We start from the raw sequence: 23,643 nt of genomic DNA on the forward strand, positions 1-23,643 counted from the left end.
TCTCGTTTCTGTTGAGACACCTTTTTTCTTTGATGAGAAAGCAGGAGGTTGATTGACTTTTACGTCAACGTCAATTAAAATAAAATTCAGAATATTAAATCTACAGAAAGGATTACGATGGGCTATTTTACCATTTCTGATTTGGCGCAGGAGTTTCATGTAAGCACACGGACGATCCGCTATTATGAAGAGCGCGGGCTGCTTACCCCGATTCGGACGGAGTCAGGGCAACGGCTGTATACGAAAAAGGAGCGGGCAAAGCTCAAGCTCATTTTGCGCGGCAAACGGTTCGGCTTTTCGCTTGAGGAAATTCATGAGATGATTGCGCTGTTTGATGAGGATCGCACCGGAAAGAAACAACTCGAAAAAACGGTCGAATATGGACGTAAAAAAATTAAGGAGGTGAGCGAGCGGATTGACGATTTGCTGAAGCTGAAGGCGGAGATGGAGGCGTTGCTTTCCGATTTTGAAAAGCGATTGCGAGAATGGGAGGATAGAGCTGAATGAACATTTCTGAACTTCTCGCCCGTCATGCGAGGAAGTTTCCTGAAAAAACGGCGGTCATTGATGGGGAAACGGAGCTTTCGTATGCTGAAGTGAACCGAACGGTCAACCGTTTGGCGTCATCGCTCGCTCGGCTCGGGTTGGGGTGCGGTGATAAAATCGCGTTGTATATGCCCAACACAAAAGAGTTTGTGTTTTCGTACTTTGCCGTTTTGCGCCTTGGCGCGGTTGTCGTGCCGATCAACGCCCGTCTTACGGCATCGGAAGTACAGTATATTTTGGATCATAGCGATGCGAAGGCGCTCATCGCCCACGATTCAGTGCATCAGGCGCTCGTTCCGCTTGTTGGTAAAAGCGATGTCATTTGGATCAAGACAGGAAAGGAGGAAGATGGCTGGCGGTTGCTTGAGGAGTTGATCGGTTCGGGGGATCCAAAGGAGATCGTCTGTTCGGCTAAAGAAGAGGATGAAGCGACGATTTTGTATACATCGGGAACAACCGGGCGACCGAAAGGTGTGTTGTTCACTCATCGCAATATTATCACGGTTGCGGACATGATCGTGATCGAAACGAAAATCGATCGCCATAGCCGCTTGCTGCACCTGATGCCGCTTAGTCATTCGGCACCGCTTCATCTGTTTTTCGTCGGTGGTATGTATGTCGGCGCCACTCACGTCGTAGCGCCCGCGTTCTCCCCTGAGGCGTTGCTTGAATTGGTGGAGCGGCATAAGATTACTCACTTTTTCGGCGCACCAGTGGCGTATTTGTTAACGGCAAAACACCCTCGGTTTATGGATTACGACCTGTCTTCCGTCCGTTATTGGATGTACGGAGGGGCTCCGCTGTCGCGCGAGGAAGTGCGGTTTGTTGCCAGCCGTTTTGGCGCTGAGCGGGTGATGTGCCTATACGGATTAACGGAGGCCGGCCCGAACGGTACGTATTTAGCTCCTGAGGAACATGAAGAAAAAGCAGGAAGTGTCGGTAAATATGCCGCCCTCCATTGTGAAGTGGCGATCGTCGATGAACAAGGAAATGAAGTTGCGCCTGGTGAAGTCGGCGAGATCGTGTTGCGCGGCGAAAGCGTGATGAAAGGATACTACAAAGATGAGGAAAAAACGAATGATGTGATCCGAAACGGCTGGCTGTACACGGGGGACTTGGCGCGCCGTGATGAGGACGGCTACATTTGGATCGTCGATCGGAAGAAAGATGTCATTATTTCTGGAGGAGTTAACATTTATCCGAAGGAAGTCGAAGATGTGCTGCGGACGCATCCAGCGATCGCTGATGTCGCCGTGATCGGTGTGCCTCATCCGGAGTGGGGCGAAACAGCGAAAGCGTTCGTTGTGCTGAGTGCGCCGCTTGAGTCGCTTGCTGATGATTGTAAGCGCTTCCTATCTGGTAAGCTGGCTGACTATAAAATTCCCCGCTTGTATGAGGCGATTGCTGAATTGCCGCGCAACGCGACGGGAAAAGTGTTGAAACAAGTGCTCCGGGCGCGGGAGGCGGCGCAGGAAGTACAGGGATGATGAGAAAAGAGGAAAGGGGAGGGACGATGAAACCGCTTCGTGAAGCCGATCCGAATTTGCTTGCCAATTTGAAACGGTATTTGGATGATGAATTGTACCAGTATGCTGAAGAAAAACTTGAATCGTTTTACGAATTTTGCTTGACGGAGGTCGACCGCCGCGCTGTGCATACCGACCGTGAAGGGCAACCGCGTCTAATGAAGTACGACCGTTTTGGAAACGACATTTCCGAAGTGTGGGTGAATGAAGGATACGAACAGACGGCGAAACAGACGTATGAAACGGGAATCGTCGGCTATGTGCATAAACCGATTCCCGAGCTCGGGAAACAAGGAAACTATATTTACTCGTACGCCCAAGGATACATCTTATCGCAAGCCGAGCCCGGGTTTTATTGCCCGGTGACACTGACGATGGCGACGGCGTATGTGCTTGAACATTTCGCTGATCATGAGTTAAAAACTCGGTACTTGCCTCATGTCATTTCCACCGGTGAGATCGAGCTGTATGAAGGGGCGACATTTTTAACTGAGCGGCAAGGCGGGTCGGATGTTGGGGCCAATGCAGTGCGCGCTGTACCGTGCGGGGATCATTATAAACTGTACGGAGAAAAATATTTTGCCAGCAATGCCGGGCGCTGCGGCGTAGCGCTCGTGTTGGCGCGCATCGACGGGAGCGGGCCAGGGACGAAAGGGTTGAGCTTGTTTCTCGTTCCATGGCGCAACGAGGATGGGACGTTAAACGGCATCACCATCCGCCGTTTAAAGGATAAATTAGGTGTGCGCGCCGTGCCGTCCGCCGAAGTTGTGTTTGATGGAGCCAAGGCTTATGTCGTCGGCGATCCGCGAAAAGGTTTTTATTATATGATGGAAGCGCTCAATTTGTCTCGTGTTTGCAATGCGATCGCCTCAGTCGGTATCATGAAGCGGGCGCTCGAGGAAGCGAAACAATACGCCGAGCGGCGCACGGCGTTTGGCCATCAACTGACCGATTACCCAATGGTGCGCGGGACGCTCGCCGACTTGACGGCGCGTCAAGAAGTGGAAACGAGCGCCTGCTTTGAGATGGTCGCCTTGTTTGACCGCGTCATGACCGCGCCACATGAGGCAGATGAATCGGAGAAAGCATGGCTCAGGCTTCTGATTGCCCTTCTTAAGATGCGTACGGCCGAAGAGGCGATCGCGTTTAGCCATGAAGCGATTGAAATGCACGGTGGCAACGGGTACATTGAGGATTTTGTCACCCCGCGTCTGCTTCGTGACGCCCAAGTGCTGACCGTCTGGGAAGGGACAGCCAACATTTTGGCGCTCGAGGTGCTGCGGCTCATGCGCAAATACCGTATCCACGAGCGGTTTGCCGCCGAGATGAAGGCACGGCTCGAGAGGGTGGCGGACGAGATGAAGCTGCTCGCTCGTCCCGTGGCAGAGGGGCTTAAGGAATTGGTGGCAGCACTCGCACGTCTTGGCGGCCAGGCGGAGGAAGTGCAGACATTTCATGCGAAAACGGTGGCCAACCGGATGTGCGATGTGTATTTGAGCATCATTGCTCTCGAGCGCGGGCAAGAAAATGAGCGAAATCGATTGATCGCTGAGCTGTTTTTGCAACGTGTCTGGGAGCGGGGGCTTGTCGATGAACGGATGACATCGGTGCGTGAGTTTGACTTGATTGTTCAAGCGAAAGGAGCAGCGCCGCTTTCGCATTCATGAGCGGATGGCACGCAAGGGATGATGAGCGAAAGAGATGCACGCTCTTTTGCGGGCATCTCTTTTTGCTAGATGGATAGCTGCCTAAACGAACAAGTGGGTCAAGTGACAAAATTTCAAGCAAATATCCTATACAACAAAGGAAGGAATCGTTTCCCGACTCAATGTCATCTTGTCGTGTGTCTACAAAAACGATGACTGCTTAAAATCGGCCGAGGTGGAAACAGCGATTCAGTTGCACCGCGCCTTAAAATTCGTTAAGATGAAAAGTCTAGAAGGCCGTAAATTGATTTTGGCGGTGGCTGCCGCTAAACACGGATGAGCCGCTCTGTTCTCGTTTGGCAGGAACACGGCTCCGACGGCCTTTTAGGAATGTTCGTTTGGAAAGGGGAAAGTTATGGCCGAACAGTCATCGCTCACTTCGTTATTGATTGTTGTTGTTGCGGCGTTTTTAACGCCTATCGCATTAAATCGGCTTCGGTTGCAAATCATTCCGGTCGTGGTGGCGGAAATTCTCGTTGGCATTGTGATCGGAAAAACAGGGTTTGATCTTGTACAACCGGACATGTGGATTGAGACGTTGTCTACGCTTGGTTTTTTGTTTTTAATGTTTTTAAGTGGGCTGGAAATTGACTTTTCGATGTTTGCCAATCAACCGAAAACAACCGGCAAACAAAGAAAAGAACCAAATCCGTTTGGAGTTGCTCCACTCATTTTTGTGGCGATTTTTGCTTTGTCGTACGGTCTTTCCTATTTATTTGTCGTCTTTGGTTATATAGACAACGCGTTTTTCATGACACTCATCATTTCGACCATTTCCCTCGGGGTCGTTGTGCCAACGTTAAAAGATACAAACTTGATGGAGACAACCATTGGACAGACAATTTTACTTGTTGCGGTGATTGCTGATTTAGCGACAATGATTTTGCTGGCTGTGTTCGTTTCGCTTTATGAGCCTGAACATGGAAGTACATGGCTGTTGCTTGGCTTATTTGCTTGCGGGGTCGTGTTTTATTTTGTCGGAAAACATTTCAAGAGACGGTCGTTTGTCGAGACAATGGCGAAGGGAACAGTTCAAATCGGAACCCGCGCGGTATTTACTTTGATGATTGTGCTCGTCGCATTGTCCGAGACATTTGGAGCGGAAAACATTTTAGGAGCATTTTTAGCCGGGGTGCTCGTTTCGCTGTTGTCGCCGAATAAAGAGTTGCGCCATCAGCTTGATTCGTTTGGCTACGGTTTTCTCATTCCCATCTTCTTTGTCATGGTCGGTGTTGATTTAAATTTACGTTCGCTCATCACTGAACCAACGATTTTAATGATGATTCCGTTTCTTTTTTTGGCGCTGATCGTATCGAAAGTCGTCCCGGTGTTTTTGCTCCGCATTTGGTATGATACGAAAATGACGTTGGCCGCCTCGTTTTTGCTTGTGTCGACATTGTCGCTTGTCATTGCGGCAGCTGCCATCGCCAAACGGATCGGGATGATCGATGAGACGATGGAAGGGGCGCTCGTTTTAGTAGCTGTTTTGTCTAGCATTGTGGCACCGACTTTGTTTAAAAAATTGTTTGTTCGCCCGAAAGACGAAGGAAAAATCACCGTATCACTCATCGGAGTGAATCAGTTTACCTTGGCGGCTGCCCGGGAGCTTGATTTGCATCGATACGACGTAAGGCTTTTTCATGCTCAGCGGGAAGACATGGAGCGAACAGGAGCGGGCGATGTTTTCTCCATCGTTCGTATCGCTGATTACACAAAAGAGGCGTTGGAAGAGCAGGGAGCTTTTGCGGCTGACATTGTTGTCGCTTGGACTGGGAATGAGAAGGTGAACGCTGATGTGGCGCTAGCGGCGAAGGAACAAGGGGTTGGGCGAGTTTTGGTGCTTGCAGAAAGCCCGAAACAAGTGGAGCGGTTGAACGACGAGGGGATTGAAGTGTTATCTGTGCTCCGCTCAACCAGTTCCATGCTGCGGGCGTCCATCGAATCACCAAGGGTGGCGCGGATGATGATCAACAAAGATACAACACTGCATGAAGTGGCCATGAACAATCCGGATTATGACGGGATCACGCTTCGTCGTTTTCCATTTATGGGCGACTGTATTATCGTCCGTATTTTCCGCGAGAACGAGTTTATCGTGCCTCATGGCGATACGGAATTGCAAAAAGGCGATCGGCTGATTGTGACGGGTTCGGGCGAATATGTTGAACAGTTGCGCCATCGGCTTGAGAAAGCATAAAAATGATAGAGGAGAGAAGAGGGTCACGTGTAGTGGATAGAATGAAAAAACGAATGAGGAGAGGAAGCGATGGAATTAGGCCGCGCATCACATCGTCCTATACGGCGTGTTTGGATTCCGTTGTCGCTTGCCATTGTTGCGCTCGGGGTGCTGGCTTGCATCGGTTTGTCCGTTTATGTCGGCTGGCAGCTGACTCATAAAGAGCGCCAGCCGATTACCGAGGCGCCGAACGACTACGGGATGGTGTATGAAAATGTCATCTTTACAAGCAAAGACGGGGAGACAGCGCTCAAAGGCTGGGTCATTTCGCCGCAGAAACCGGCGCGCATGACAGTCGTTTTTGCCCATGGGTACGGCGGCAACCGCATTCAGAAGAACGTTCCGTTTTTGCTGCTTGCCAAGCGGTTGGCGGCGGAAGGCTACCGCGTCATTTTATTTGATTTCCGTGCCAGCGGCGAGTCGGACGGAGAGATGATTACGATCGGTGTGAAAGAGAAAGAGGATTTGCTTGGCGTCATTGATTACGCAAAACAACATTACCGCGAGCCGGTCGCTTTGTATGGCATCTCGATGGGAGCGGCGACGTCGATTTTGGCAGCAGCAGAGGATCGTGATGTTCGTGGGGTGATTGCTGATAGCCCGTTCAGTGACTTGGAATCGTATTTGCGCGCCAACATGCCCGTATGGACGCATTTGCCTGATGTGCCGTTTACGTATTTAATTTTGGCGATTGTGCCGGCGTTGGCTGATTTGGATTTAAGATTATCTTCGCCGATTCACGCGGTTAACGATGTGGCACCAAGGCCGGTGTTGTTCATCCACAGTAAAGATGACCGTTCGATCCCGTACGAAGAAAGTATGAAGTTGTATGATACCCATCCAGATATTTTTCAACTATGGCTGACGGAAAAAGCAGATCATGTGAAAAGCTTCTCGTTATATAGAGAAGAATATACAAAACGGGTATTGGCATTTTTGCGTTCATTGGAATCGCCATCTCCTTAAGGTGGCCGAGGTTTGCTCTCGGTCGCTTTTTTATACCTGAAACAACATCATAAAAAGGAGCGAAGAACATGTGCGGCCGGTTTACACTTATTGCGGATTTAACGACATTGCAAGCCCTATTTCGTTTTCGTTATCAGGGCTCGCTCGCCCCGCGCTTTAACATCGCTCCCAGCCAGGAAGTGTTGACGGTTGTGGCCGAAGAAGGGGAGCGAGTCGGCAAAATGATGCGCTGGGGGCTTATCCCGTTTTGGGCGAAAGATGCTCGCATCGGGGCGAAAATGATCAACGCGCGAGCGGAAACGGTCGATGAGAAAGCGAGCTTCCGCCATGCGTTCAAGCGGCGACGCTGTTTGATTTTAGCCGATGGATTTTATGAATGGAAAAAAGAGGGGACAAAAAAAGTGCCGTATCGGTTCACGCTCGCAACGGACGAACCGTTTGCGTTCGCTGGGCTGTGGGAGCGCTGGGACGGGCCAAGCGGGCCACTGGAAACGTGCACGATCATTACAACGAAGGCGAATAAACTCGTTGCGGCCATTCACGATCGGATGCCGGTCATTTTGCCTTTCGAGCGGCATGAAGACTGGCTTGATCCAAGCTTTGATGACAGCGAGTATTTGAAATCGTTCCTGCAGCCGTATCCGAGTGAACAAATGCGAATGTACGAAGTGGCGCCGCTTGTCAATTCACCGAAAAATGATATTAGCGCCTGCATTGAGCCGGTCAATAGCCGATAAGGGGGGAGTGAGGTGTCTCCCATCATTCTTTTTGATGGCGACTGCTTGTTTTGCCATGACAGTGTGTGGTGGATCGCTGCGCGTGACCGGAAGGCGGTGTTCCGCTTTGCTGCGCAACAAAGCACCGTCGGTCGGGCGTTGTTGGAAAAGGGAAATGTACTAGGAAGAGATACGGTCGTCCTCATCGAAGACGGTTGTTATTATATCAAGTCGGATGCCGTTTTGCGCATCGGCCGTCACCTTGCCTGGCCATGGAATGGGCTGGCGGCGGCTGGACTTCTCGTTCCGCGGCTGCTCCGCGACTTCGTGTATGACCAAATTGCCGCCCGCCGTCACCGCCTCATCCGCAAGCAAGACCGTTGTCAGCTGCCGCCCCCTGAGTTGCGCGCCCGTTTTCTAGATGAATCGCTGCAGTGAGGAAGGAAAATGTGCCTGTTTGTCGTATTAGAAAGGAAAAATATAAGGAGGGGGAGTATGACAAACGGGACAACACGGTGGCTGGATGAATGCACGGCCGCGGCGCTTGAGCGGTTTGCCGATGATGTGGCTGCGATGGCCGAACAGAGCGGGGACGAAGCTCGCCGTCGATTTTACGAAGGGATGGCGGTGGCGGCGAAATTGACAGCACTGCGTTGGGAAGGCAAATGTGCTTATATTGATAGCCATTTGCTTGATAACGTGTATGAAGCGCTCTCCGTCTTCCCTCTTGAAAAGCTGGAAGAGGCCTTGGCGTTGGAAGCGCAAGAAGCGTGCGACGGTCGCTGTTCGTTTTGTTTGAAAGAAAAGCCGCGGCTCATTAACGGACCGCTGGCATCAATTTGTGAAGATTGCCTGCAATTTGGGCTGCAAGTCATTACGAAGCAACCGTAATGGAAGCGGCGGTCATCTTACGTGTGATGGCCGCCGTTTTTCCGCAAACAGGATGAGTGGGTAAGATAAGGAGAGTAATGCCAAAATAAAGGCGATGACGCCGATCCAATGAAAGTGAACCCAAACGTAACCGCCCGCCGTTCCGGCGAGGCTTGACCCTAAATAATAGAAAAGAAGATATAAGGAGGACGCTTGCGTTTTATGAATGTGCGTCCGTTCCCCAATCCAAGCGCTTGCAATCGAATGGCAGCCGAAAAAGCCAAACGTAAACAGCGCCAGACCGGCTATTTTTACGAGTGCCGAAGGAGCGAGCGTGACAAACGCTCCAAGTGCTGTTACAGCCACCGAAAGGCGAAGGGTGCGCGCATGGCCGTACTCATCTGCCTTCCGCCCCATATACACAGAGCTGAAGCTGCCAAAGATATATACAATAAATAAAAACCCGAGCACCGACTGGCGGAACGAATACGGCGGTTCGCTTAACAAAAAGCTGATGTAATTGTAGAGCGTCACAAAGCCGCCCATAAACAAAAAGCCAAGGACAACGAGCGCCATTAGCGGCTTGTTGCGAAGATGGACAGCGTACGTCCGCCATGCTGCTTCGTCGCTGTTTCGCCGCTGGGGTGCCTGTCTTGGAGCAGGCAGAAGGGCGGTGAAGGCGAGGCAAAGCGCTAGGGAAAGAAGGCCGATGATCCCAAGTGCCCATCGCCATGAAAAAAGATCGGTAAGCACCCCAGTCAAAATTCGTCCGGCCATGCCGCCGATCGATGTGCCGCTAATATAAAGCCCCATCGCTTTGCCGACGCTTGCCGGGTGGAATTCTTCAGCGACATAGGCCATCGCCAATGAAGGAATGCCTGCTGCTGAGATGCCAATGAAGGTACGCGCTGCAAGCAGCACCGCAAAGTTTGGGCTGAACGCCATTGCGATGGCAAGGAGCGAGGTCAGCCACATCGATACTGTCATCACGCGTTTTTTGCCGATTCGATCTGACAAGTTGGCGGCGATCAGCATCATAACCGCAAGCGTACCGGTCGATGCCGATACGGTTAAGCTCGCTGCTGCGGCGGAAACGTCAAACTGTTTAGCGAAAATCGGCAGCAGCGGTTGGGTCGTGTACAGGACGGCAAATGTCACAAAGCCGCCAAAAAATAATGATGCGCTTGCTTTGATGTATTCGCTGCTTCCTTTTTCAATGTATGTCAACATTGATCGCCTCTTTTGGAACGAAATGAAACGGAACACTTCTACTATACTGCTTTTTTATCCCCATCGTCTACAGAAGAAAATGCCGCCCATGCAGAGCGGCGTATCGTTGTGTTATTTGTTTCGTTCTAGCATCCATTTCGGTTTGCCGAACCCTCGAAACTCTTGATCAATGACTTTCTCAAATTCTTTTGACTCGACTGCTTCTTTGAGATCTTTGACAAACGGTTGGTTCAAATCTTTTGTATTGACAACAATGCGATTCCGGTAGTCATCCGGCATGTTTTCCAACGCTAAGGCGTCGGTTAAATCCATTTTCGCCGCTAAGGCGAAGTTGCCGGGGACAGCTGCCAAATCAACACTTTCCACCGTGCGCGGCAGCTGGCCAGCTTCAATCGGCTTGAATTGGAGATGTTTCACATTTTCTTTGACATCTTTTTCTGACACCGTGAGCGGGTTTACGGCTGAGTCGAGTTTAATTAAGCCGTGATCTTGCAAAATTAACAACGTCCGCGCCAAGTTCGTCGGGTCGTTCGGGATGGCGATTTCGCTCCCGGCGGCCACTTCATCAAGTGATTTGAATTTGTTTGAATAAATGCCCATTGGGGCGGTCGGTACAACGATGACTTCCGAAAGGTCCAAGTTGTGCTCTTTTGCGAAATTTTCCATATAAATTTTGTGCTGGAACAAGTTTGCATCTAGGTCGCCGTTGGCTAAAGCCAAGTTTGGTTGGATATAATCGCTGAATTCGACGACGTTTACTTCATACCCTTTTTTCTCCAAAATCGGCTTGATCGCCTTATTCACCATATCACTGTACGGACCGGAAGTCGCTCCGATTGTCAACTCTTTTTTCTCTTTCGATTCAGCGCTGCTCTCAGATGAGGAGCTGCTGTTGCCGCAGGCGGCAAGAGTGCCGAACACGAGAAGCAATGTGAGCGCCATCAACCATTTTTTCATCATGAAGTCCTCCCTATGAGTGAGTTTAATAGTAAGCGGCCTATCGCTTGTCAACAAGACGAGCGATGCGGTCGCCGGCAAACTGGATGACTTGGACAAGGCAAATTAAAATAACAATAGTGGTGATCATGACCGTATTGTCATAGCGGTAATAGCCGAAACGAATGGCTAAATCGCCGACACCGCCGCCGCCCACGATTCCGGCCATTGCGGAATAGCCGACTAAACTGATTGTTGTAATTGTTATTCCTTGTACAATGCCCGGTCGGGCTTCTGGGAGCAGCACGTCTTTAATGATCATCCACGGCGTCGCCCCAACCGCCACCGCTGCTTCAATAACGTCTTTTTCAATCTCGCGCAACGAGGTTTCCACGATTCGTGCGAAAAAGGGAATAGCCGCCACCGATAAAGAAACAGAGGCTGCTGTCGGTCCGATCGTAGTTCCCGTGAGGAGCTTTGTCAGCGGTAAGAGACCGACAAGCAAAATGATAAACGGAATCGATCGAACCATGTTAACGAGAAAGCCGAGAACGGATTTTAAAATGGCATGTTCCAAAAACAAGCCGCGGTCGGTGACGAACAGCAAAACGCCAAGCGGCAATCCAACAATGATCGCGACAAACAAGGAAATAGCCACCATATAAATCGTTTCGAAAAACGCCTTATTCAACTCCGGAAGCAGGCCTAGTAATGTATCAAGCAGCATGCGAAACAACCTCCAATCTGTTCGTCCGTTTAGCGATATAATCCATCGCCCGTTGAATTTCATCCTCTTTCCCGATCAGCTCCATCACAAAAATACCGAGCGGTTTGTCTTGGATATACTCGATTTTGGCATGCAAAATATTTCCTTTTACTTCAAATTGTTGCAACATATCGGAAACGATTGTTTCCGTCGCGCTTTTGCCTTCAAACTGAATTTTCACGATCGTCCCCGTATGCGTTTCCCGTAAATGTGCAGGCAAGTCAACATGCATGACGCTATGGACGAACGATCTCGTTAATTCTTCTTTCGGATGGGTAAACAGCTCATAAACGGTGCCGAGTTCAATCACTTTGCCGTTTTGCATGACGGCAACGCGGTCACATATATGTTTGACCACTTCCATTTCGTGAGTAATGAAGACGATCGTAATACCGAGCTCACGGTTAATTTTTTTCAGCAGTTCTAAAATCGATTTGGTCGTGCTCGGATCGAGCGCCGATGTGGCTTCATCGCATAACAGGACGGTCGGATTGTTAGCGAGTGCCCGGGCGATGCCGACGCGCTGTTTTTGCCCGCCACTCAGCTGCGCCGGATAGGCGTCCCGCTTGTCGGATAGACCGACCATGTCGAGCAGCTCATTGACCCGTTTTTCGATGTCCGGTTTCGGTTTTTTAGCTGCTTTTAAGGCGAAGGCGATATTTTCAAATACTGTTTTCGAGCTAACTAAAGAAAAGTGTTGGAAAATCATTCCGATTTTTTGGCGCACTTGCCGCAGTTCTTTGGCATCTAATGCTGTTACATCGATCCCATCGATGAGAATGCGGCCGGATGTGGGACGTTCTAGGGCGTTTAAGCAGCGCAGCAGCGTGCTTTTTCCAGCGCCGCTGTAGCCGATGATGCCAAAAATTTCACCATCGCGAATCGTAAGTGATACGTTGTCTACCGCAACGGTTTGTTTCTTTTTCGTTGTATACACCTTTGTAACGTTTTGAATATCGATCATGTCCATCCTCCTTGTGTTGATAGGTAGAATTTGGTAAACAAAAATGCCTCTTTCATTCGGAAAGAGGCATCGGTGGTATGTAAACTCCCGACTTATCTTTCAGAATGAAAGCCATTCTGCAGGAATTAGCACCGTTCCCTCAAGGGGAGGTTGCCGGACGTCATTGGGCCTGTTCCCTCAGTCACTCTTGATAAGCGGTTTGCTGTATGTAATTTTTATGAAATTCATGATAATGCGACAGCTATTTGTTGTCAATATGTATTTTCCATTCGGATTCTTCAGGAAACGTTTACATCGTTGCGCTTCTAGAGAAAATATTTGTGCTCGTCTTTCGCTTGGAAAAATTGTACACTAAACAATAGGGATGGAAATGGAAAGGGGAATGGGCAATGATTCCGATCGTAACGGCTGATGAAATGTACGCTATTGACCGAGAAGTGACCGAGCGGATCGGCATTCGTGATGACTCGTTGATGGAAAACGCTGGGCAGGCGCTGTTTCGGGTGTTGAAAGAGCGAATTCCACACACGGCTAGGGTGGCGGTGCTCGTCGGGACGGGCAATAACGGCGGCGACGGATTGGTCATTGCACGCATGTTGAAAAGTTATGGTTATGACGCCGATGTATGGCTCGTGCCGCCGCAAGAGAAGGTGAAAGGCGCGGCGCGCACGGCGCTTGAGGTGTACGAGCGGTCGGGGTATTCTTGGATAGCTTATGAGGGGAATGAACGAGCGTTTGCGGCACGCGTGCCACATTACGACGTCATCATTGACTCGCTCCTTGGCATTGGCATCAAAGGAGACGTGCGCCCGCCGTATAAAGAAATCATTGAGCAAGTGAACCGCACGTCCGCAACGGTATACGCGATCGATGTGCCAAGCGGGGTGCCGGCTGATGGAGGCGATGTCAGCACCGCCATTCGTGCTGATGTGACGCTTACCGTCCAATGTCCGAAGCTTGGGGCGTATACGTTTCCTGCGGCGGATTATTACGGAGAGATCGCTGTGGTCGATATCGGCATCCCGCCGCTAGCGGTGCAGGTGAAGACAGATGTCCGGTTTTTGTGGGAACATAGCGATGTGGTGCAGACAATGCCGAAGCGAAAACGGTCATCGCATAAAGGAACGCACGGTAAGCTGCTCATTGTCGGCGGATCTAAGGAGATGAGCGGGGCGGTAACGATGACAGCGAAAGCGGCACTTCGCAGCGGGGCCGGGCTTGTGACGATGGCCGTTCCGGAAACGGTGTACGAGGCAGTTGCCAGCTGTGTGCCGGAGGCGATGTACCGGTTATGGCCGGCAGAGGGAGGCGCATTTGCTGGCGTGGCTGATTGGGCCGGGCTTGATATTGACGCGATGGCCATCGGCCCGGGAATGGGGCGAACGGAAGGAGTGCGCCGCTTAGTGAGCGAACTTGTGCGCCAGCCAGTGCCGCTTGTCATTGATGCAGACGCTTTGTTTTTTTGGGATGACTACGCCGAACGAGTGCGCGAACGGAGCGCCCCGACGGTGATTACCCCGCACCCGGGAGAGATGGCGCGCATTGTCCATCGTTCCATTCGCGAGGTGGAGCATGACCGCTTTGGCGTATCGAAGCGGCTGGCTATGGAATATGGTGTGTATGTCGTCTTAAAAGGGCCGTATACGATTGTCACCACGCCAGACGGGGCGCAATATGTGAACGCGACCGGCAACCCGGCGTTGGCTAAGGGGGGAAGCGGCGATGTGTTGACTGGCATCGTGGCGGCGTTTTTGTTGCAGCATGAGGCGGTGCAGCCGGCGGTGAATAATGCTGTGTTCGTCCACGGCCAAGCAGCTGATTGGCTTGTGCAAAACGGTCATTCACTGTGGGACGTCTTGGCTTCTGACGTCATTGACGCATTGCCGGCTGTGTTGGCTAGGCTGGGCGATGGTGCGCAAGTGTGAACGTGATGGGAGTGGCCGGCCGTTTTACTAGGAAGAAGGTCTTGGCTGCTCAACGTTTACGGATAAAGAAAAGAAAGGAAGCGTCTTCAAAGCGCGCTTCCTTGTTTGCTTTTGGCAACAAGCGATTCAATGTGCCCAACCCGTCCCGCGGTTCGTTATGCTTTTTACGTACGAGAAGGACGATCCGCTTTCCGGGGAAGCGGTCTTGTTCTTCCATTTTTGGAAAACATAGATATAATTAATTGCATAAATAGAGAAGGGGGATGGAAACCGTGCCACAATTCGTTTGGCTTGAAACTGAAGAGGAAGTGAGAAGCGCTTTTCCAGTCATGCGTGAGCTGCGCACTCACTTAGATGAGGAAACGTATGTCGCGCTTGTGCGTGAAGCGAAAGAAAAAGAAGGGTACAAGCTAGTGGCCTTATATGATCAAGATAAAATGGTTGCTGTCATCGGATTCATGCCGATGATCACACTCTATAATGGTCGTTTTATTTGGGTGTGTGATTTGGTCACCGCTTCGAGCGAGCGGTCGAAAGGGTACGGGAAAGCGTTGTTGTCGTATGTACACGATTGGGCGAAAGCGCATGGCTACAGGATCGTTTCGTTATCGTCCGGTTTGCAGCGAACCGATGCCCATCGTTTTTACGAGCAAAAGATGGAATATCAAAAAGTGAGTTATGTGTTTTTGAAACGTTTATCTTGAAACCAACAGCGTCCATCTATCGGACGCTGTTGGTTTTTTGTAGAAAATAATTAGACTTTTCGTTATAATTGAAATAAAATTCATATTTCGGAATTATCATTCCGATATTCGGAACAAGGAGAGGCCATGAATAAAACGGTTTTGAAAACAAAAGAGCTGCTAGATTTGTTTCTTGATTGCGAGCGGTTAACGCTGCCGGAGATGGTTGCGCGGCTTCGGATGCCGAAAACGTCGGTGTACCGGATGGCGCAGTCGCTTGTGGCGCTAGGCTTTTTGCAAAAACAAGGCGACCAGTATGAACTCGGCTTGTCGCTATTGACGTTCGGAGCGCTTGTCGCCGAGCGGCTCGATATTCGTCGAGTGGCGCTGCCGGTCATGGAGCGGCTGAAAGAGGAGACGAAGGAAGCAGTGAATTTAGTCATCCGCGACGGCGATGAAGCGCTGTATATCGAAAAAGTGGAGACGTCCGAACCGGTGCGCGTCTATACGAAAGTTGGGCGGCGTGCACCGCTGTATGCTGGGGCGTGCCCGCGCGTCTTGCTTGCGTTTATGGATGAAGTTGACCGGGAACGGTATTTAGAACAAGTGGAACTAGTGAAAATCGCTAAATGTACGGTGACAGACAAACAAGTGTTGCGCCGATTGGTAGAAGAAGGCCGAAATCAAGGCTATACGGTTAGTTGTTCTGAGCTGGAAAACTACTCTGCTGCTGTTGCTGTGCCGATTTTCAACCATGAAGGGGCAGCGGTTGCTGGGTTGAGCGTCGCCGGTCCGGAACCACGTTTTTCGCCCGATGATGTGGTGCGCATCGTTCCGCTATTAAAGCAGGCGGCGATGGATATCTCACGTGAACTTGGTTTTCAAGGGAAGGGGTAACGATGGAATACACGTTGTTTCCGTTATGCGAATACGCGGTGACCGTTCGATTTGCCAGTTACATTGACGAAGCCGTAAACGATATCGTTCACGAAACAGCAGCCCGGCTTCAGGGAGAGAGAAAAGAAGGCATCAAGGAAATCGTGCCGGCGTTTTCCTCACTGACCGTCTATTATGATCCGGTGGTGGCCGGAAATTATGCTGACGTATGTGCCTGGCTGCGCGAGAATATCGGATCGACCGGACAGGCCACCCGCCATTCGACGCGAACCATCGTCATTCCCGTTTGTTACGGCGGCGAGTTCGGGCCGGATTTAGCGGATGTCGCCCGCTTTCATGGGATGACGGAAGATGAAGTGGTGGCGCTTCATTCCTCGGGCCGTTACCGCGTCTATATGATCGGTTTTTCACCCGGGTTTGCCTATTTAGGGGGCTTATCACCGCGTTTGGCGACGCCGAGGAGGCCGGTGCCGCGCACAACGGTGCCTGCCGGTTCGGTCGGCATCGCCGGCGGACAGACGGGTGTTTATCCGCTCGCGACGCCAGGTGGTTGGCAATTGATTGGCCGGACACCGCTTCGGCTGTTTGATCCGCATCGGGAGAAACCAAGCTTGCTTTCAGCGGGTGACATCGTTGAGTTTCGCCGGATTACCGCTGAGGAATTTGCACGTTGGAGAGAGGAACATGATGATGGACGTCATTGATGGTGGATTTTTTACAACTGTCCAAGATGGCGGGCGCATCGGCTATCGAAATGCCGGTGTGCCGGTTGGTGGGGTGATGGACGCTTGGGCGTATCGCCTTGCCAATGCGCTTGTTGGCAATGAGGGAGATGAGGCGGTGCTCGAAGCAACGATGTCCGGTCCGACCCTTCGTTTTCACGTCGAGACGGTCATCGCCGTATGCGGCGGCGATTTCCCATGCACGCTCAATGGAGAACCGATGGCCATGTGGAAACCGGTGATTATTCGGCCGGGAGATGTCCTAAAGGTTGGGGTGTGCCAGGCAGGGTGGCGCGCCTATATCGCAGTGTCAGGAGGCATCGGTGTTCCGTCTGTTATGGGTAGTCGCTCCACATACGTTCCAGCGCAGCTAGGTGGTTTGTCGGGCCGCCCGCTCCAGCCTGGAGATGTGCTTCCAATTGGCACTGCACGTGAGCATAACATTCGTAAGCCATTTCGTTGGGGACTTTCTTCAGATGCCGGTCGATATATCGACGGAAAAACGAAAACGGTGCGTGCTGTCCCAGGACCGGAATATAGCGAGTTTACGCCAGAAAGCCGCAGGCAGTTTTTTGCCGCCCGCTATCATGTGACGCCGCAGTCCGACCGGATTGGTTACAGGCTTTCTGGACCGGCGTTGGTGCTTGGGCGCGAGCGGGAGATGGTGTCGGAAGCGGTTGTGTTCGGCACGGTGCAAGTGCCGACATCCGGCCAGCCGATCGTGTTGATGGCTGACAGTCAGACAACAGGGGGCTATCCGCGCATCGCCCAAGTGGCGGCAGCTGATTTGCCAGTGTTGGCACAGGCGCGCCCAGGCGACCGCATTCAATTTCAGCCGGTTGCGCCGGAGGAAGCGGTGCAGCTTTATATCGAACAACAGCGGCGGCTGGGCCGCTGGATTGCGGCCATTCGCCGCCAATGGGGGGAGAAAGATGAAAACGATTGATTTGAACTGTGATTTTGGTGAAAGTTTTGGTGTGTATCGGCTTGGAAAGGAAGAGATTTTGCCGTATATCACTTCTGTCAATATTGCCTGTGGATTTCATGCTGGCGATCCGCTTGTCATGCGGCAAACGGTACAGCTTGCCATCCGTCATGGAGTCGCCATCGGTGCCCACCCGGGGTTTCCCGATTTGCTCGGCTTTGGACGTCGGATGATGGCTGTGTCACCGGAGGAGGTGTATGCGTACGTCGTGTACCAAATCGGCGCGTTGGCCGCGTTCGTCAAGGCGGAAGGGGGAGTGATGACGCACGTCAAGCCGCACGGCGCCTTGTACAATATGGCGGCGAAAGATGCGAGGATTTCAGAAGCGATCGCCAAAGCGGTATATGATGTCGATCCGACGCTCATCTTGTACGGCCTGGCGGGTAGCGAGCTCATCCGCGCTGGACAGGCGCAAGGCTTGCAGACGGCGAGTGAAGTGTTCGCCGACCGCACATATCAAGCTGACGGTTCGCTCACACCACGAAGCGACCCGCAGGCCATCATCGCCGATGAAGATGAAGCGGTCAAGCAAGTGCTCATGATGGTTTGTGACCGGCATGTCCGCTCAGTGCAAGGGACGGCGGTGGCGATTGAAGCCGATACGGTTTGTCTTCACGGCGACAATGAACAGGCGGTGCGGTTTGCTAAGCGGCTGCATGAAGCGTTACAAAATGAAGGCATCGCTATTCAGGCGATGCGGAAGGAGACGAGACGATGAACAAAAAAGAAAGCAGGCTCAGCGTGCTGATCGGAGCGGTCTTTCTCATGGCGACATCGGCCATCGGCCCGGGATTTTTGACGCAAACGACCGTATTTACCGTCGAGCTGGCGGCCAGTTTCGGGTTTGTCATTTTGCTTTCCATTTTGCTTGATATCGGCGTCCAAGCGAACATTTGGCGCATTATTGCTGTCTCCGAGCGACGGGCGCAAGATATTGCCAACGCAGTGCTGCCCGGCCTCGGGTATGTGTTGGCGGCGTTTGTGCTCCTTGGCGGACTCGCCTTTAACATCGGCAACATCGGCGGAGCTGGGCTCGGATTCAACGTGTTGTTTGGCATGTCTCCAAAGACTGGGGCAATCGTGAGTGCCATCATCGCCATCGCCATTTTTCTCGTCCGCGAAGCTGGCAAGGCAATGGACCGTTTTACTCAATTACTCGGATTTGTCATGATTGCGCTGACGCTGTATGTTGTGTTCACAGCTAAGCCGCCACTTGGCGAGGCGGCCGTTCGGGCGGTCGTTCCCGAAAAAATCGACTTTTTAGCCATTGTGACGCTTGTCGGCGGTACGGTTGGCGGATATATTACGTTCGCTGGAGGGCATCGGTTGCTCGATGCCGGCATCAAGGGGAAGGGAAGTTTGGCGGAAGTGACAAAAAGTGCAGTCTCAGCGATCGGTGTTGCCTCGCTTATGCGCATGTTGCTGTTTTTGGCCGCGTTAGGCGTTGTTGCCAAAGGATTGACGCTTGATCAAACCAATCCGCCAGCTTCGGTGTTCCGACTGGCCGCTGGGGAAATCGGTTACCGGCTGTTCGGTGTCGTTATGTGGGCTGCCGCCATTACGTCGGTTGTCGGATCGGCCTACACATCGGTATCGTTCATCCGCACGTTCCATCATGTTTTGGATCGGTTTCACCGCTGGATCATTATGCTATTTATTCTGATTTCGACAGTCGTATTTGTCTTGATCGGCCGTCCAGTGAAAACATTGATTTTAGCCGGAACACTAAACGGACTGATTCTCCCGTTGTCACTTGGGGTTATGCTTGTCGCTGCCTATAAGCGAAACATCGTCGGCGACTATCGCCATCCGCTTTGGCTTACCGTATTTGGAGCCATTGTGGTCGCCTTGATGGCTTATATGGGAATATATACAGCCGTGCAGCAACTGCCGCAGCTGTTTCAGTGAAATGGAAAACGTGATGTCTGTCGTTCATTTCCAACATTTGCATTTCCTCGCCGCCCTTTTGTAATATAGAAACGGGCCTGCGGCAACCGCATTGCAGTCTTTATGGCTCAATGCATCAAGGCCACAGGAGCGGGGAAAGGAGACAAACAGAACGATGAACGGGGCAAATATTAAAGCGGTCGTGTTTGATCTAGATGGAACGTTATACGAGGAAACAGGGCATTTTGATTATTACGCCGAACAAGTGGCGAAACGGCTTGGTGAAACGGATCGGGCGCACTTTTGGAATGATTACCGGGCAGTGCTTGCCGGGCGTCATCCGCTTCGCATCGGCAGTGTGTATGATACAAAAGAAGATTTGATTTTATGGATGGAGAGAGGAACTATTCAAGAGGTGTGCAGCTGGAGCGGCGAACGGCTGGAAACCCGTGATGCCGAAGCGCTCTATCAGGGGGCGGTAACGATTGATTTGGACCGATTTTTCAGCATCGGTGACCTTTGGTGGGTGCCAAGTTCCATCGGCCGCCATTACGGACTAACGAACGAGGACACATATGCCGCGTTTTTAGAGACGCGCGAATGGATGATGAGCCCGGAGTTTGAAATGAACAGGACGCCGGAGCTTGTTGAGACGCTAGCCAAGCTGCGCGAGAAAATGACACTCATCTTGATGACGAACAGTCCAGAACCGGATAGTGAAGCGATTTTGCGGAAGCTTGGGTTGGCGGATGTATTCGATTATAAAATTTTCCAAGCGGCTAAGCCGCTTAAAACGGCTGTTCATTTGGAAGCCATCCACATGCGCTTTGATGTTGATTATAGGCAAATGCTTTGCGTCGGCGACAATATCGGCAATGATATTGCTCCAGCCCGCGAGCTCGGCTGCCGGACAATGTTGATCGACGCGCATGGTTTGGCGAAGCCAGATGATGCCGATGTCATTGTTGCTTCGACATCAGCGTGTGTGCCGGTGCTGCGCCAACTATTGTAGTTGGCGTACTTTTTATTTGGATTTGTCTGAATGTTATTGAAATTATCTCTATGACTGATTACAATAAAAAGTAACAGTTTACATACTAACCGGTTAGTAAGCGGTGTAGTTAAGGTCTAGGTGTATCGGTAGTTTTGTTCATCGATTTCTGAAAACGGCGGTTGCCCTCGTGGGGCCGTCGTTTGAAAAGGGGGAGGGGTTTCATGAATACACGTCACTACCCATACTGGCCGAAGCGTCTGTCGAAAACGTTAACCGTTCCGGAAACGACGTTGGTCGATCATTTGGCAACAACGGCGAAGCGCTACCCAAACAAAACGGCGATTTATTACTATGGAGCCGCGTATTCGTACAAACGGCTGCTCGATGATGTGAATGCACTTGCCGGCTGCTTGCAGCAAAAGTTGTCCGTCGAACCGGGCGACCGCGTTTTGTTGTATATGCAAAATTCTCCGCAGTTTATCATCTCCTACTATGCCATTTTGCGCGCCGAAGCGATTGTCGTACCGATCAATCCGATGAACACCTCAGAAGAACTTTCCTTTTACATCAACGATTGTGAAACGAAAGTGGGGATTGTTGGACAGGAACTGCTTGACAAAGTCGTTCCTCTTTTCGGCCGGACGCCGCTTGAGCACGTCATTGTGGCTGCGTACGCCGATTATGCGTCCGATGAGTCGCCGGTTGCCTTGCCCGTTGAAGTGGCAGCGCCGCGGCAGATGATTAGGGATGAGCGCCTTTTGTTATGGACTGATTGTCTTGATGCTGGCTTGCCGCCACTTCCATATCACGGTCATGTCGATGATATCGCAGTCTTGCCGTACACATCCGGAACAACTGGGGTGCCAAAAGGCTGCATCCATCCGCATCGAACGGTGAACGCTAACACAGTTGGCGCCTATTATTGGAGCAATGTGACGAGCGATTCCGTCGCATTAGCCACATTGCCGTTTTTCCACGTCACCGGGATGGTGCATAGCATGCATGTGCCGATTTTTGCTGGCTCGTCGATCGTGCTCATGACGCGTTGGGATCGGGAGGCGGCTGCGCAGCTCATCGAGCGGTACCGATGCACTCATTGGGTGAATATTAGTACGATGCTCATCGACTTTTTAGCCAACCCAGCGCTCGGCCGTTACGATATCTCATCGCTTGCGAGCATTTCCGGCGGCGGGGCGGCGCTACCAGAAGCGGTGGGAGAAAAGCTGTTTGAGCTCACCGGCGTCCGCTACTTTGAAGGCTATGGGTTAACCGAGACGATTTCACAGACACATTTCAACCCGCCAGACCGGCCGAAGTTGCAATGCCTCGGTGTTCCAGCGTTTGATGTTGACGCACGCATCATCGACCCAGTAACTGGCCGGGAGCTTGGCGTTGGTGAAGTCGGCGAAATCGTCGTCCATGGCCCGCAAGTGTTCCTCGGCTATTATCGGCGCGAAAAGGAAACGGAAGAAGCATTCATGGAATTAGACGGAAAACGGTTTTTCCGCACCGGTGACATCGGGCGGATGGACGAGGAAGGCTATTTCTTCATTGTCGACCGCGTCAAACGGATGATCAACGCCTCTGGGTATAAAGTGTGGCCGACCGAAGTCGAGTCGCTCCTTTATAAACATCCAGCCGTCCAACAAGCTTGCGTCGTCGGCGTGCCGGATCCGCGCCGTGGTGAAACGGTCAAAGCGTTTATCGTTCTTCATGACGATTACGTTGGCAACGTGACAGAAGAAGAGATCATCGAGTGGGCCAAAACGCAAATGGCGGCGTACAAATATCCGCGCCTCGTCGAGTTCCGCACATCGCTGCCGATGACATCAAGTGGCAAGCTGCTTTGGCGGAAATTGCAGGAAGAAGAATATGAAAAAGCGGGGAAAGGGGCGAACACCTAATGGCAAGGATGGTGGAGACGGTCGTTGGCCCTGTGGCGGCGGATCAGCTTGGCAAAACGCTCATCCATGAACATTTTCTTTTCGGCTATCCGGGATTTCAAGGCGATGTGACACATGGCCCATTCCGCGAGAACGAAGCACTTTGCGTGGCGATAGAAGTGGCGGAGAAAATGAAACGGCACGGCATCCAAACGGTCGTCGACCCAACGCCGAACGACTGCGGGCGCAACCCGGCGTTTTTGCGACGTGTCGCTGAAGAAACTGGACTGAACATCATTTGCGCCACCGGCTATTACTATCAAGGGGAAGGGGCGCCTCCGTATTTCAAATTTCGCCAGCTGCTCGGGACGGCCGAGGACGATATTTATGGCATGTTTATGACCGAATTGACAGAAGGGATTGCCGATACGGGAATCAAAGCCGGTGTCATCAAGCTAGCCTCGAGCAAAGGGCGCATTACCGAGTATGAGAAACTGTTTTTCCGCGCCGCCGCCCGCGCGCAAAAAGAAACGGGTGCGGTCATCATCACCCACACGCAAGAAGGAACGATGGGGCCGGAACAAGCCGCCTATCTGCTTGAGCATGGCGCCGATCCGAAAAAAATTGTCATCGGCCATATGTGTGGCAATACCGACTTAGATTACCACCGTCAGACGCTTGCTTACGGCGTATACATTGCTTTTGACCGTTTCGGCATTCAAGGGATGGTCGGCGCTCCGATGGATGAAGAACGGGTTCGTACTTTGCTTGCTTTGCTGCGCGATGGGTATGCTCATCAAATCATGCTGTCACACGATACGGTCAATCTTTGGCTCGGTCGACCGTTTGCGCTGCCGGAGCCGTTTGCCGAGATGATGAAAAACTGGCATGTGGAGCATTTGTTTGTGAACATCCTCCCTATATTGAAAAAAGAAGGAATCCGTGACGAAGAGCTTGAGCAAATGTTTGTCCGCAATCCGGCTGCCTTGTTCTCCGCTTAGATGGTCAAAAAGCGCTGCTTTTAATCATGCGGCGGCACAGCTGAACTAACAGTTCGTCTGTCTTCAACAGAGATACAAAGGGAACCCTCATACGGTCGTTCCGTGCGTATATAGAGTGATGAAAGGGGGCGTTGCTTGTAAGTCCCCTTCTTCCTTGTGCGGGTTTGGTGAATGGATGAATGTGAAACCGCTGTTGCTTGGCTT

The 23,643-nt window shown here is 51.6% G+C and carries 24 protein-coding genes and 1 riboswitch; of the genes, 19 read left to right on the forward strand and 5 right to left on the reverse strand.

What is annotated here, in order from left to right:
* Positions 1-117: 117 nt before the first annotated feature.
* The 9 genes from IC804_RS17210 to IC804_RS17250 all read left to right on the forward strand — a co-directional run bounded on the left by IC804_RS17210 (position 118) and on the right by IC804_RS17250 (position 8,587).
* Positions 118-507, forward strand: a complete 390-nt coding sequence (locus IC804_RS17210; RefSeq protein WP_029760903.1) for a MerR family transcriptional regulator — start codon at positions 118-120, stop codon at positions 505-507.
* Positions 504-2,033 (forward strand): class I adenylate-forming enzyme family protein, encoded by a 1,530-nt coding sequence (locus IC804_RS17215; RefSeq protein WP_081157360.1) that lies wholly within the window; start codon positions 504-506, stop codon positions 2,031-2,033. Before IC804_RS17210 ends, IC804_RS17215 begins: the two co-directional genes overlap by 4 nt.
* 26 nt (positions 2,034-2,059) lie before the next feature.
* Positions 2,060-3,739 (forward strand): acyl-CoA dehydrogenase family protein, encoded by a 1,680-nt coding sequence (locus IC804_RS17220; protein ID WP_035499168.1) that lies wholly within the window; start codon positions 2,060-2,062, stop codon positions 3,737-3,739.
* Between the two features lie 169 nt (positions 3,740-3,908).
* Positions 3,909-4,058: a hypothetical protein gene (locus IC804_RS17225; RefSeq protein WP_190300632.1), complete on the forward strand. Its 150-nt coding sequence runs from the start codon at positions 3,909-3,911 to the stop codon at positions 4,056-4,058.
* A gap of 75 nt (positions 4,059-4,133) precedes the next feature.
* Entirely contained in the window at positions 4,134-5,975 is a 1,842-nt protein-coding gene (locus IC804_RS17230) for a monovalent cation:proton antiporter family protein (RefSeq protein WP_029760899.1), read from the forward strand.
* Between the two features lie 69 nt (positions 5,976-6,044).
* The gene (locus IC804_RS17235; RefSeq protein ID WP_029760898.1) at positions 6,045-6,980 is read left to right on the forward strand and encodes an alpha/beta hydrolase; all 936 of its coding nucleotides are present in this window, start codon (positions 6,045-6,047) and stop codon (positions 6,978-6,980) included.
* 68 nt (positions 6,981-7,048) lie between these two features.
* Positions 7,049-7,717, forward strand: coding sequence for an SOS response-associated peptidase (locus IC804_RS17240; RefSeq protein ID WP_029760897.1), 669 nt, complete (start codon positions 7,049-7,051; stop codon positions 7,715-7,717).
* A 12-nt stretch (positions 7,718-7,729) separates the two neighbouring features.
* Positions 7,730-8,134 (forward strand): thiol-disulfide oxidoreductase DCC family protein, encoded by a 405-nt coding sequence (locus tag IC804_RS17245; protein ID WP_060475810.1) that lies wholly within the window; start codon positions 7,730-7,732, stop codon positions 8,132-8,134.
* 57 nt (positions 8,135-8,191) lie between these two features.
* Entirely contained in the window at positions 8,192-8,587 is a 396-nt protein-coding gene (locus IC804_RS17250; protein WP_008879374.1) for a ClpX C4-type zinc finger protein, read from the forward strand.
* A gap of 12 nt (positions 8,588-8,599) precedes the next feature.
* Here the strand turns inward: IC804_RS17250 and IC804_RS17255 are convergent, their stop codons facing one another.
* From IC804_RS17255 to IC804_RS17270, 4 genes are all read right to left on the reverse strand, one after another.
* Entirely contained in the window at positions 8,600-9,796 is a 1,197-nt protein-coding gene (locus tag IC804_RS17255) for an MFS transporter (protein ID WP_011887283.1), read from the reverse strand.
* A gap of 111 nt (positions 9,797-9,907) precedes the next feature.
* Complete coding sequence (locus tag IC804_RS17260; protein ID WP_172437897.1) at positions 9,908-10,753, reverse strand: MetQ/NlpA family ABC transporter substrate-binding protein; 846 nt, start codon at positions 10,751-10,753, stop codon at positions 9,908-9,910.
* Positions 10,754-10,793: 40 nt separating this feature from the next.
* Positions 10,794-11,459 carry a methionine ABC transporter permease gene (locus tag IC804_RS17265; protein ID WP_011887284.1) on the reverse strand — a complete coding sequence of 222 codons (666 nt, stop codon included), beginning with the start codon at positions 11,457-11,459 and terminating at the stop codon, positions 10,794-10,796.
* Positions 11,449-12,462 carry a methionine ABC transporter ATP-binding protein gene (locus IC804_RS17270; protein WP_011887285.1) on the reverse strand — a complete coding sequence of 338 codons (1,014 nt, stop codon included), beginning with the start codon at positions 12,460-12,462 and terminating at the stop codon, positions 11,449-11,451. Before IC804_RS17270 ends, IC804_RS17265 begins: the two co-directional genes overlap by 11 nt.
* Before the next feature lie 89 nt (positions 12,463-12,551).
* Positions 12,552-12,659, reverse strand: a riboswitch (SAM riboswitch).
* A gap of 192 nt (positions 12,660-12,851) precedes the next feature.
* Between IC804_RS17270 and IC804_RS17275 the strand changes: the two genes are divergently transcribed.
* The gene (locus IC804_RS17275) at positions 12,852-14,387 is read left to right on the forward strand and encodes an NAD(P)H-hydrate dehydratase (RefSeq protein WP_081157361.1); all 1,536 of its coding nucleotides are present in this window, start codon (positions 12,852-12,854) and stop codon (positions 14,385-14,387) included.
* Between the two features lie 49 nt (positions 14,388-14,436).
* Here IC804_RS17275 and IC804_RS17280 read toward each other — a convergent pair whose 3' ends face one another.
* Positions 14,437-14,604 carry a hypothetical protein gene (locus IC804_RS17280; RefSeq protein WP_190300633.1) on the reverse strand — a complete coding sequence of 56 codons (168 nt, stop codon included), beginning with the start codon at positions 14,602-14,604 and terminating at the stop codon, positions 14,437-14,439.
* Between the two features lie 46 nt (positions 14,605-14,650).
* Between IC804_RS17280 and IC804_RS17285 the strand changes: the two genes are divergently transcribed.
* The 9 genes from IC804_RS17285 to IC804_RS17325 all read left to right on the forward strand — a co-directional run bounded on the left by IC804_RS17285 (position 14,651) and on the right by IC804_RS17325 (position 23,439).
* On the forward strand, positions 14,651-15,091 hold the full coding sequence (locus IC804_RS17285; protein ID WP_172437873.1) for a GNAT family N-acetyltransferase: 441 nt from the start codon (positions 14,651-14,653) through the stop codon (positions 15,089-15,091).
* 126 nt (positions 15,092-15,217) lie between these two features.
* Complete coding sequence (locus IC804_RS17290) at positions 15,218-15,967, forward strand: IclR family transcriptional regulator (protein ID WP_008879365.1); 750 nt, start codon at positions 15,218-15,220, stop codon at positions 15,965-15,967.
* 2 nt (positions 15,968-15,969) lie between these two features.
* Positions 15,970-16,671 (forward strand): 5-oxoprolinase subunit PxpB, encoded by a 702-nt coding sequence (gene pxpB, locus IC804_RS17295; protein ID WP_081157362.1) that lies wholly within the window; start codon positions 15,970-15,972, stop codon positions 16,669-16,671.
* Positions 16,655-17,635: a 5-oxoprolinase subunit C family protein gene (locus IC804_RS17300; RefSeq protein WP_081157368.1), complete on the forward strand. Its 981-nt coding sequence runs from the start codon at positions 16,655-16,657 to the stop codon at positions 17,633-17,635. Before pxpB ends, IC804_RS17300 begins: the two co-directional genes overlap by 17 nt.
* Positions 17,622-18,392 (forward strand): LamB/YcsF family protein, encoded by a 771-nt coding sequence (locus IC804_RS17305; RefSeq protein ID WP_029760888.1) that lies wholly within the window; start codon positions 17,622-17,624, stop codon positions 18,390-18,392. The genes IC804_RS17300 and IC804_RS17305 overlap by 14 nt, the downstream gene beginning before the upstream one ends.
* A complete protein-coding gene (locus IC804_RS17310) occupies positions 18,389-19,582 on the forward strand; it encodes an NRAMP family divalent metal transporter (protein ID WP_081157363.1) in 1,194 nt (397 codons plus the stop codon). Before IC804_RS17305 ends, IC804_RS17310 begins: the two co-directional genes overlap by 4 nt.
* A gap of 154 nt (positions 19,583-19,736) precedes the next feature.
* Complete coding sequence (locus tag IC804_RS17315) at positions 19,737-20,573, forward strand: HAD family hydrolase (RefSeq protein WP_060475812.1); 837 nt, start codon at positions 19,737-19,739, stop codon at positions 20,571-20,573.
* A gap of 203 nt (positions 20,574-20,776) precedes the next feature.
* Positions 20,777-22,459 carry a long-chain fatty acid--CoA ligase gene (locus tag IC804_RS17320; RefSeq protein ID WP_008879359.1) on the forward strand — a complete coding sequence of 561 codons (1,683 nt, stop codon included), beginning with the start codon at positions 20,777-20,779 and terminating at the stop codon, positions 22,457-22,459.
* Positions 22,459-23,439, forward strand: coding sequence for a phosphotriesterase family protein (locus IC804_RS17325; protein WP_008879358.1), 981 nt, complete (start codon positions 22,459-22,461; stop codon positions 23,437-23,439). Before IC804_RS17320 ends, IC804_RS17325 begins: the two co-directional genes overlap by 1 nt.
* The last annotated feature ends 204 nt before the right edge of the window (positions 23,440-23,643 follow it).

The organism is Geobacillus sp. 47C-IIb, from assembly GCF_014679705.1.
In the GTDB taxonomy this organism is placed as follows: Bacteria; Bacillota; Bacilli; order Bacillales; family Anoxybacillaceae; genus Geobacillus; species Geobacillus thermodenitrificans.

Excerpts from the sequence above, each read along its gene's own strand:
- IC804_RS17210 (WP_029760903.1), top strand. The coding sequence starts at position 118 with ATGGGCTATTTTACCATTTCTGATTTGGCGCAGGAGTTTCATGTAAGC.
- IC804_RS17215 (WP_081157360.1), top strand. The coding sequence starts at position 504 with ATGAACATTTCTGAACTTCTCGCCCGTCATGCGAGGAAGTTTCCTGAA.
- IC804_RS17220 (WP_035499168.1), top strand. The coding sequence starts at position 2,060 with ATGAAACCGCTTCGTGAAGCCGATCCGAATTTGCTTGCCAATTTGAAA.
- IC804_RS17230 (WP_029760899.1), top strand. The coding sequence starts at position 4,134 with ATGGCCGAACAGTCATCGCTCACTTCGTTATTGATTGTTGTTGTTGCG.
- IC804_RS17235 (WP_029760898.1), top strand. The coding sequence starts at position 6,045 with ATGGAATTAGGCCGCGCATCACATCGTCCTATACGGCGTGTTTGGATT.
- IC804_RS17240 (WP_029760897.1), top strand. The coding sequence starts at position 7,049 with ATGTGCGGCCGGTTTACACTTATTGCGGATTTAACGACATTGCAAGCC.
- IC804_RS17250 (WP_008879374.1), top strand. The coding sequence starts at position 8,192 with ATGACAAACGGGACAACACGGTGGCTGGATGAATGCACGGCCGCGGCG.
- IC804_RS17255 (WP_011887283.1), bottom strand. The coding sequence starts at position 9,796 with ATGTTGACATACATTGAAAAAGGAAGCAGCGAATACATCAAAGCAAGC.
- IC804_RS17260 (WP_172437897.1), bottom strand. The coding sequence starts at position 10,753 with ATGAAAAAATGGTTGATGGCGCTCACATTGCTTCTCGTGTTCGGCACT.
- IC804_RS17265 (WP_011887284.1), bottom strand. The coding sequence starts at position 11,459 with ATGCTGCTTGATACATTACTAGGCCTGCTTCCGGAGTTGAATAAGGCG.
- IC804_RS17270 (WP_011887285.1), bottom strand. The coding sequence starts at position 12,462 with ATGATCGATATTCAAAACGTTACAAAGGTGTATACAACGAAAAAGAAA.
- IC804_RS17275 (WP_081157361.1), top strand. The coding sequence starts at position 12,852 with ATGATTCCGATCGTAACGGCTGATGAAATGTACGCTATTGACCGAGAA.
- IC804_RS17280 (WP_190300633.1), bottom strand. The coding sequence starts at position 14,604 with ATGGAAGAACAAGACCGCTTCCCCGGAAAGCGGATCGTCCTTCTCGTA.
- IC804_RS17285 (WP_172437873.1), top strand. The coding sequence starts at position 14,651 with ATGGAAACCGTGCCACAATTCGTTTGGCTTGAAACTGAAGAGGAAGTG.
- IC804_RS17290 (WP_008879365.1), top strand. The coding sequence starts at position 15,218 with ATGAATAAAACGGTTTTGAAAACAAAAGAGCTGCTAGATTTGTTTCTT.
- pxpB (WP_081157362.1), top strand. The coding sequence starts at position 15,970 with ATGGAATACACGTTGTTTCCGTTATGCGAATACGCGGTGACCGTTCGA.
- IC804_RS17300 (WP_081157368.1), top strand. The coding sequence starts at position 16,655 with ATGATGGACGTCATTGATGGTGGATTTTTTACAACTGTCCAAGATGGC.
- IC804_RS17305 (WP_029760888.1), top strand. The coding sequence starts at position 17,622 with ATGAAAACGATTGATTTGAACTGTGATTTTGGTGAAAGTTTTGGTGTG.
- IC804_RS17310 (WP_081157363.1), top strand. The coding sequence starts at position 18,389 with ATGAACAAAAAAGAAAGCAGGCTCAGCGTGCTGATCGGAGCGGTCTTT.
- IC804_RS17315 (WP_060475812.1), top strand. The coding sequence starts at position 19,737 with ATGAACGGGGCAAATATTAAAGCGGTCGTGTTTGATCTAGATGGAACG.
- IC804_RS17320 (WP_008879359.1), top strand. The coding sequence starts at position 20,777 with ATGAATACACGTCACTACCCATACTGGCCGAAGCGTCTGTCGAAAACG.
- IC804_RS17325 (WP_008879358.1), top strand. The coding sequence starts at position 22,459 with ATGGCAAGGATGGTGGAGACGGTCGTTGGCCCTGTGGCGGCGGATCAG.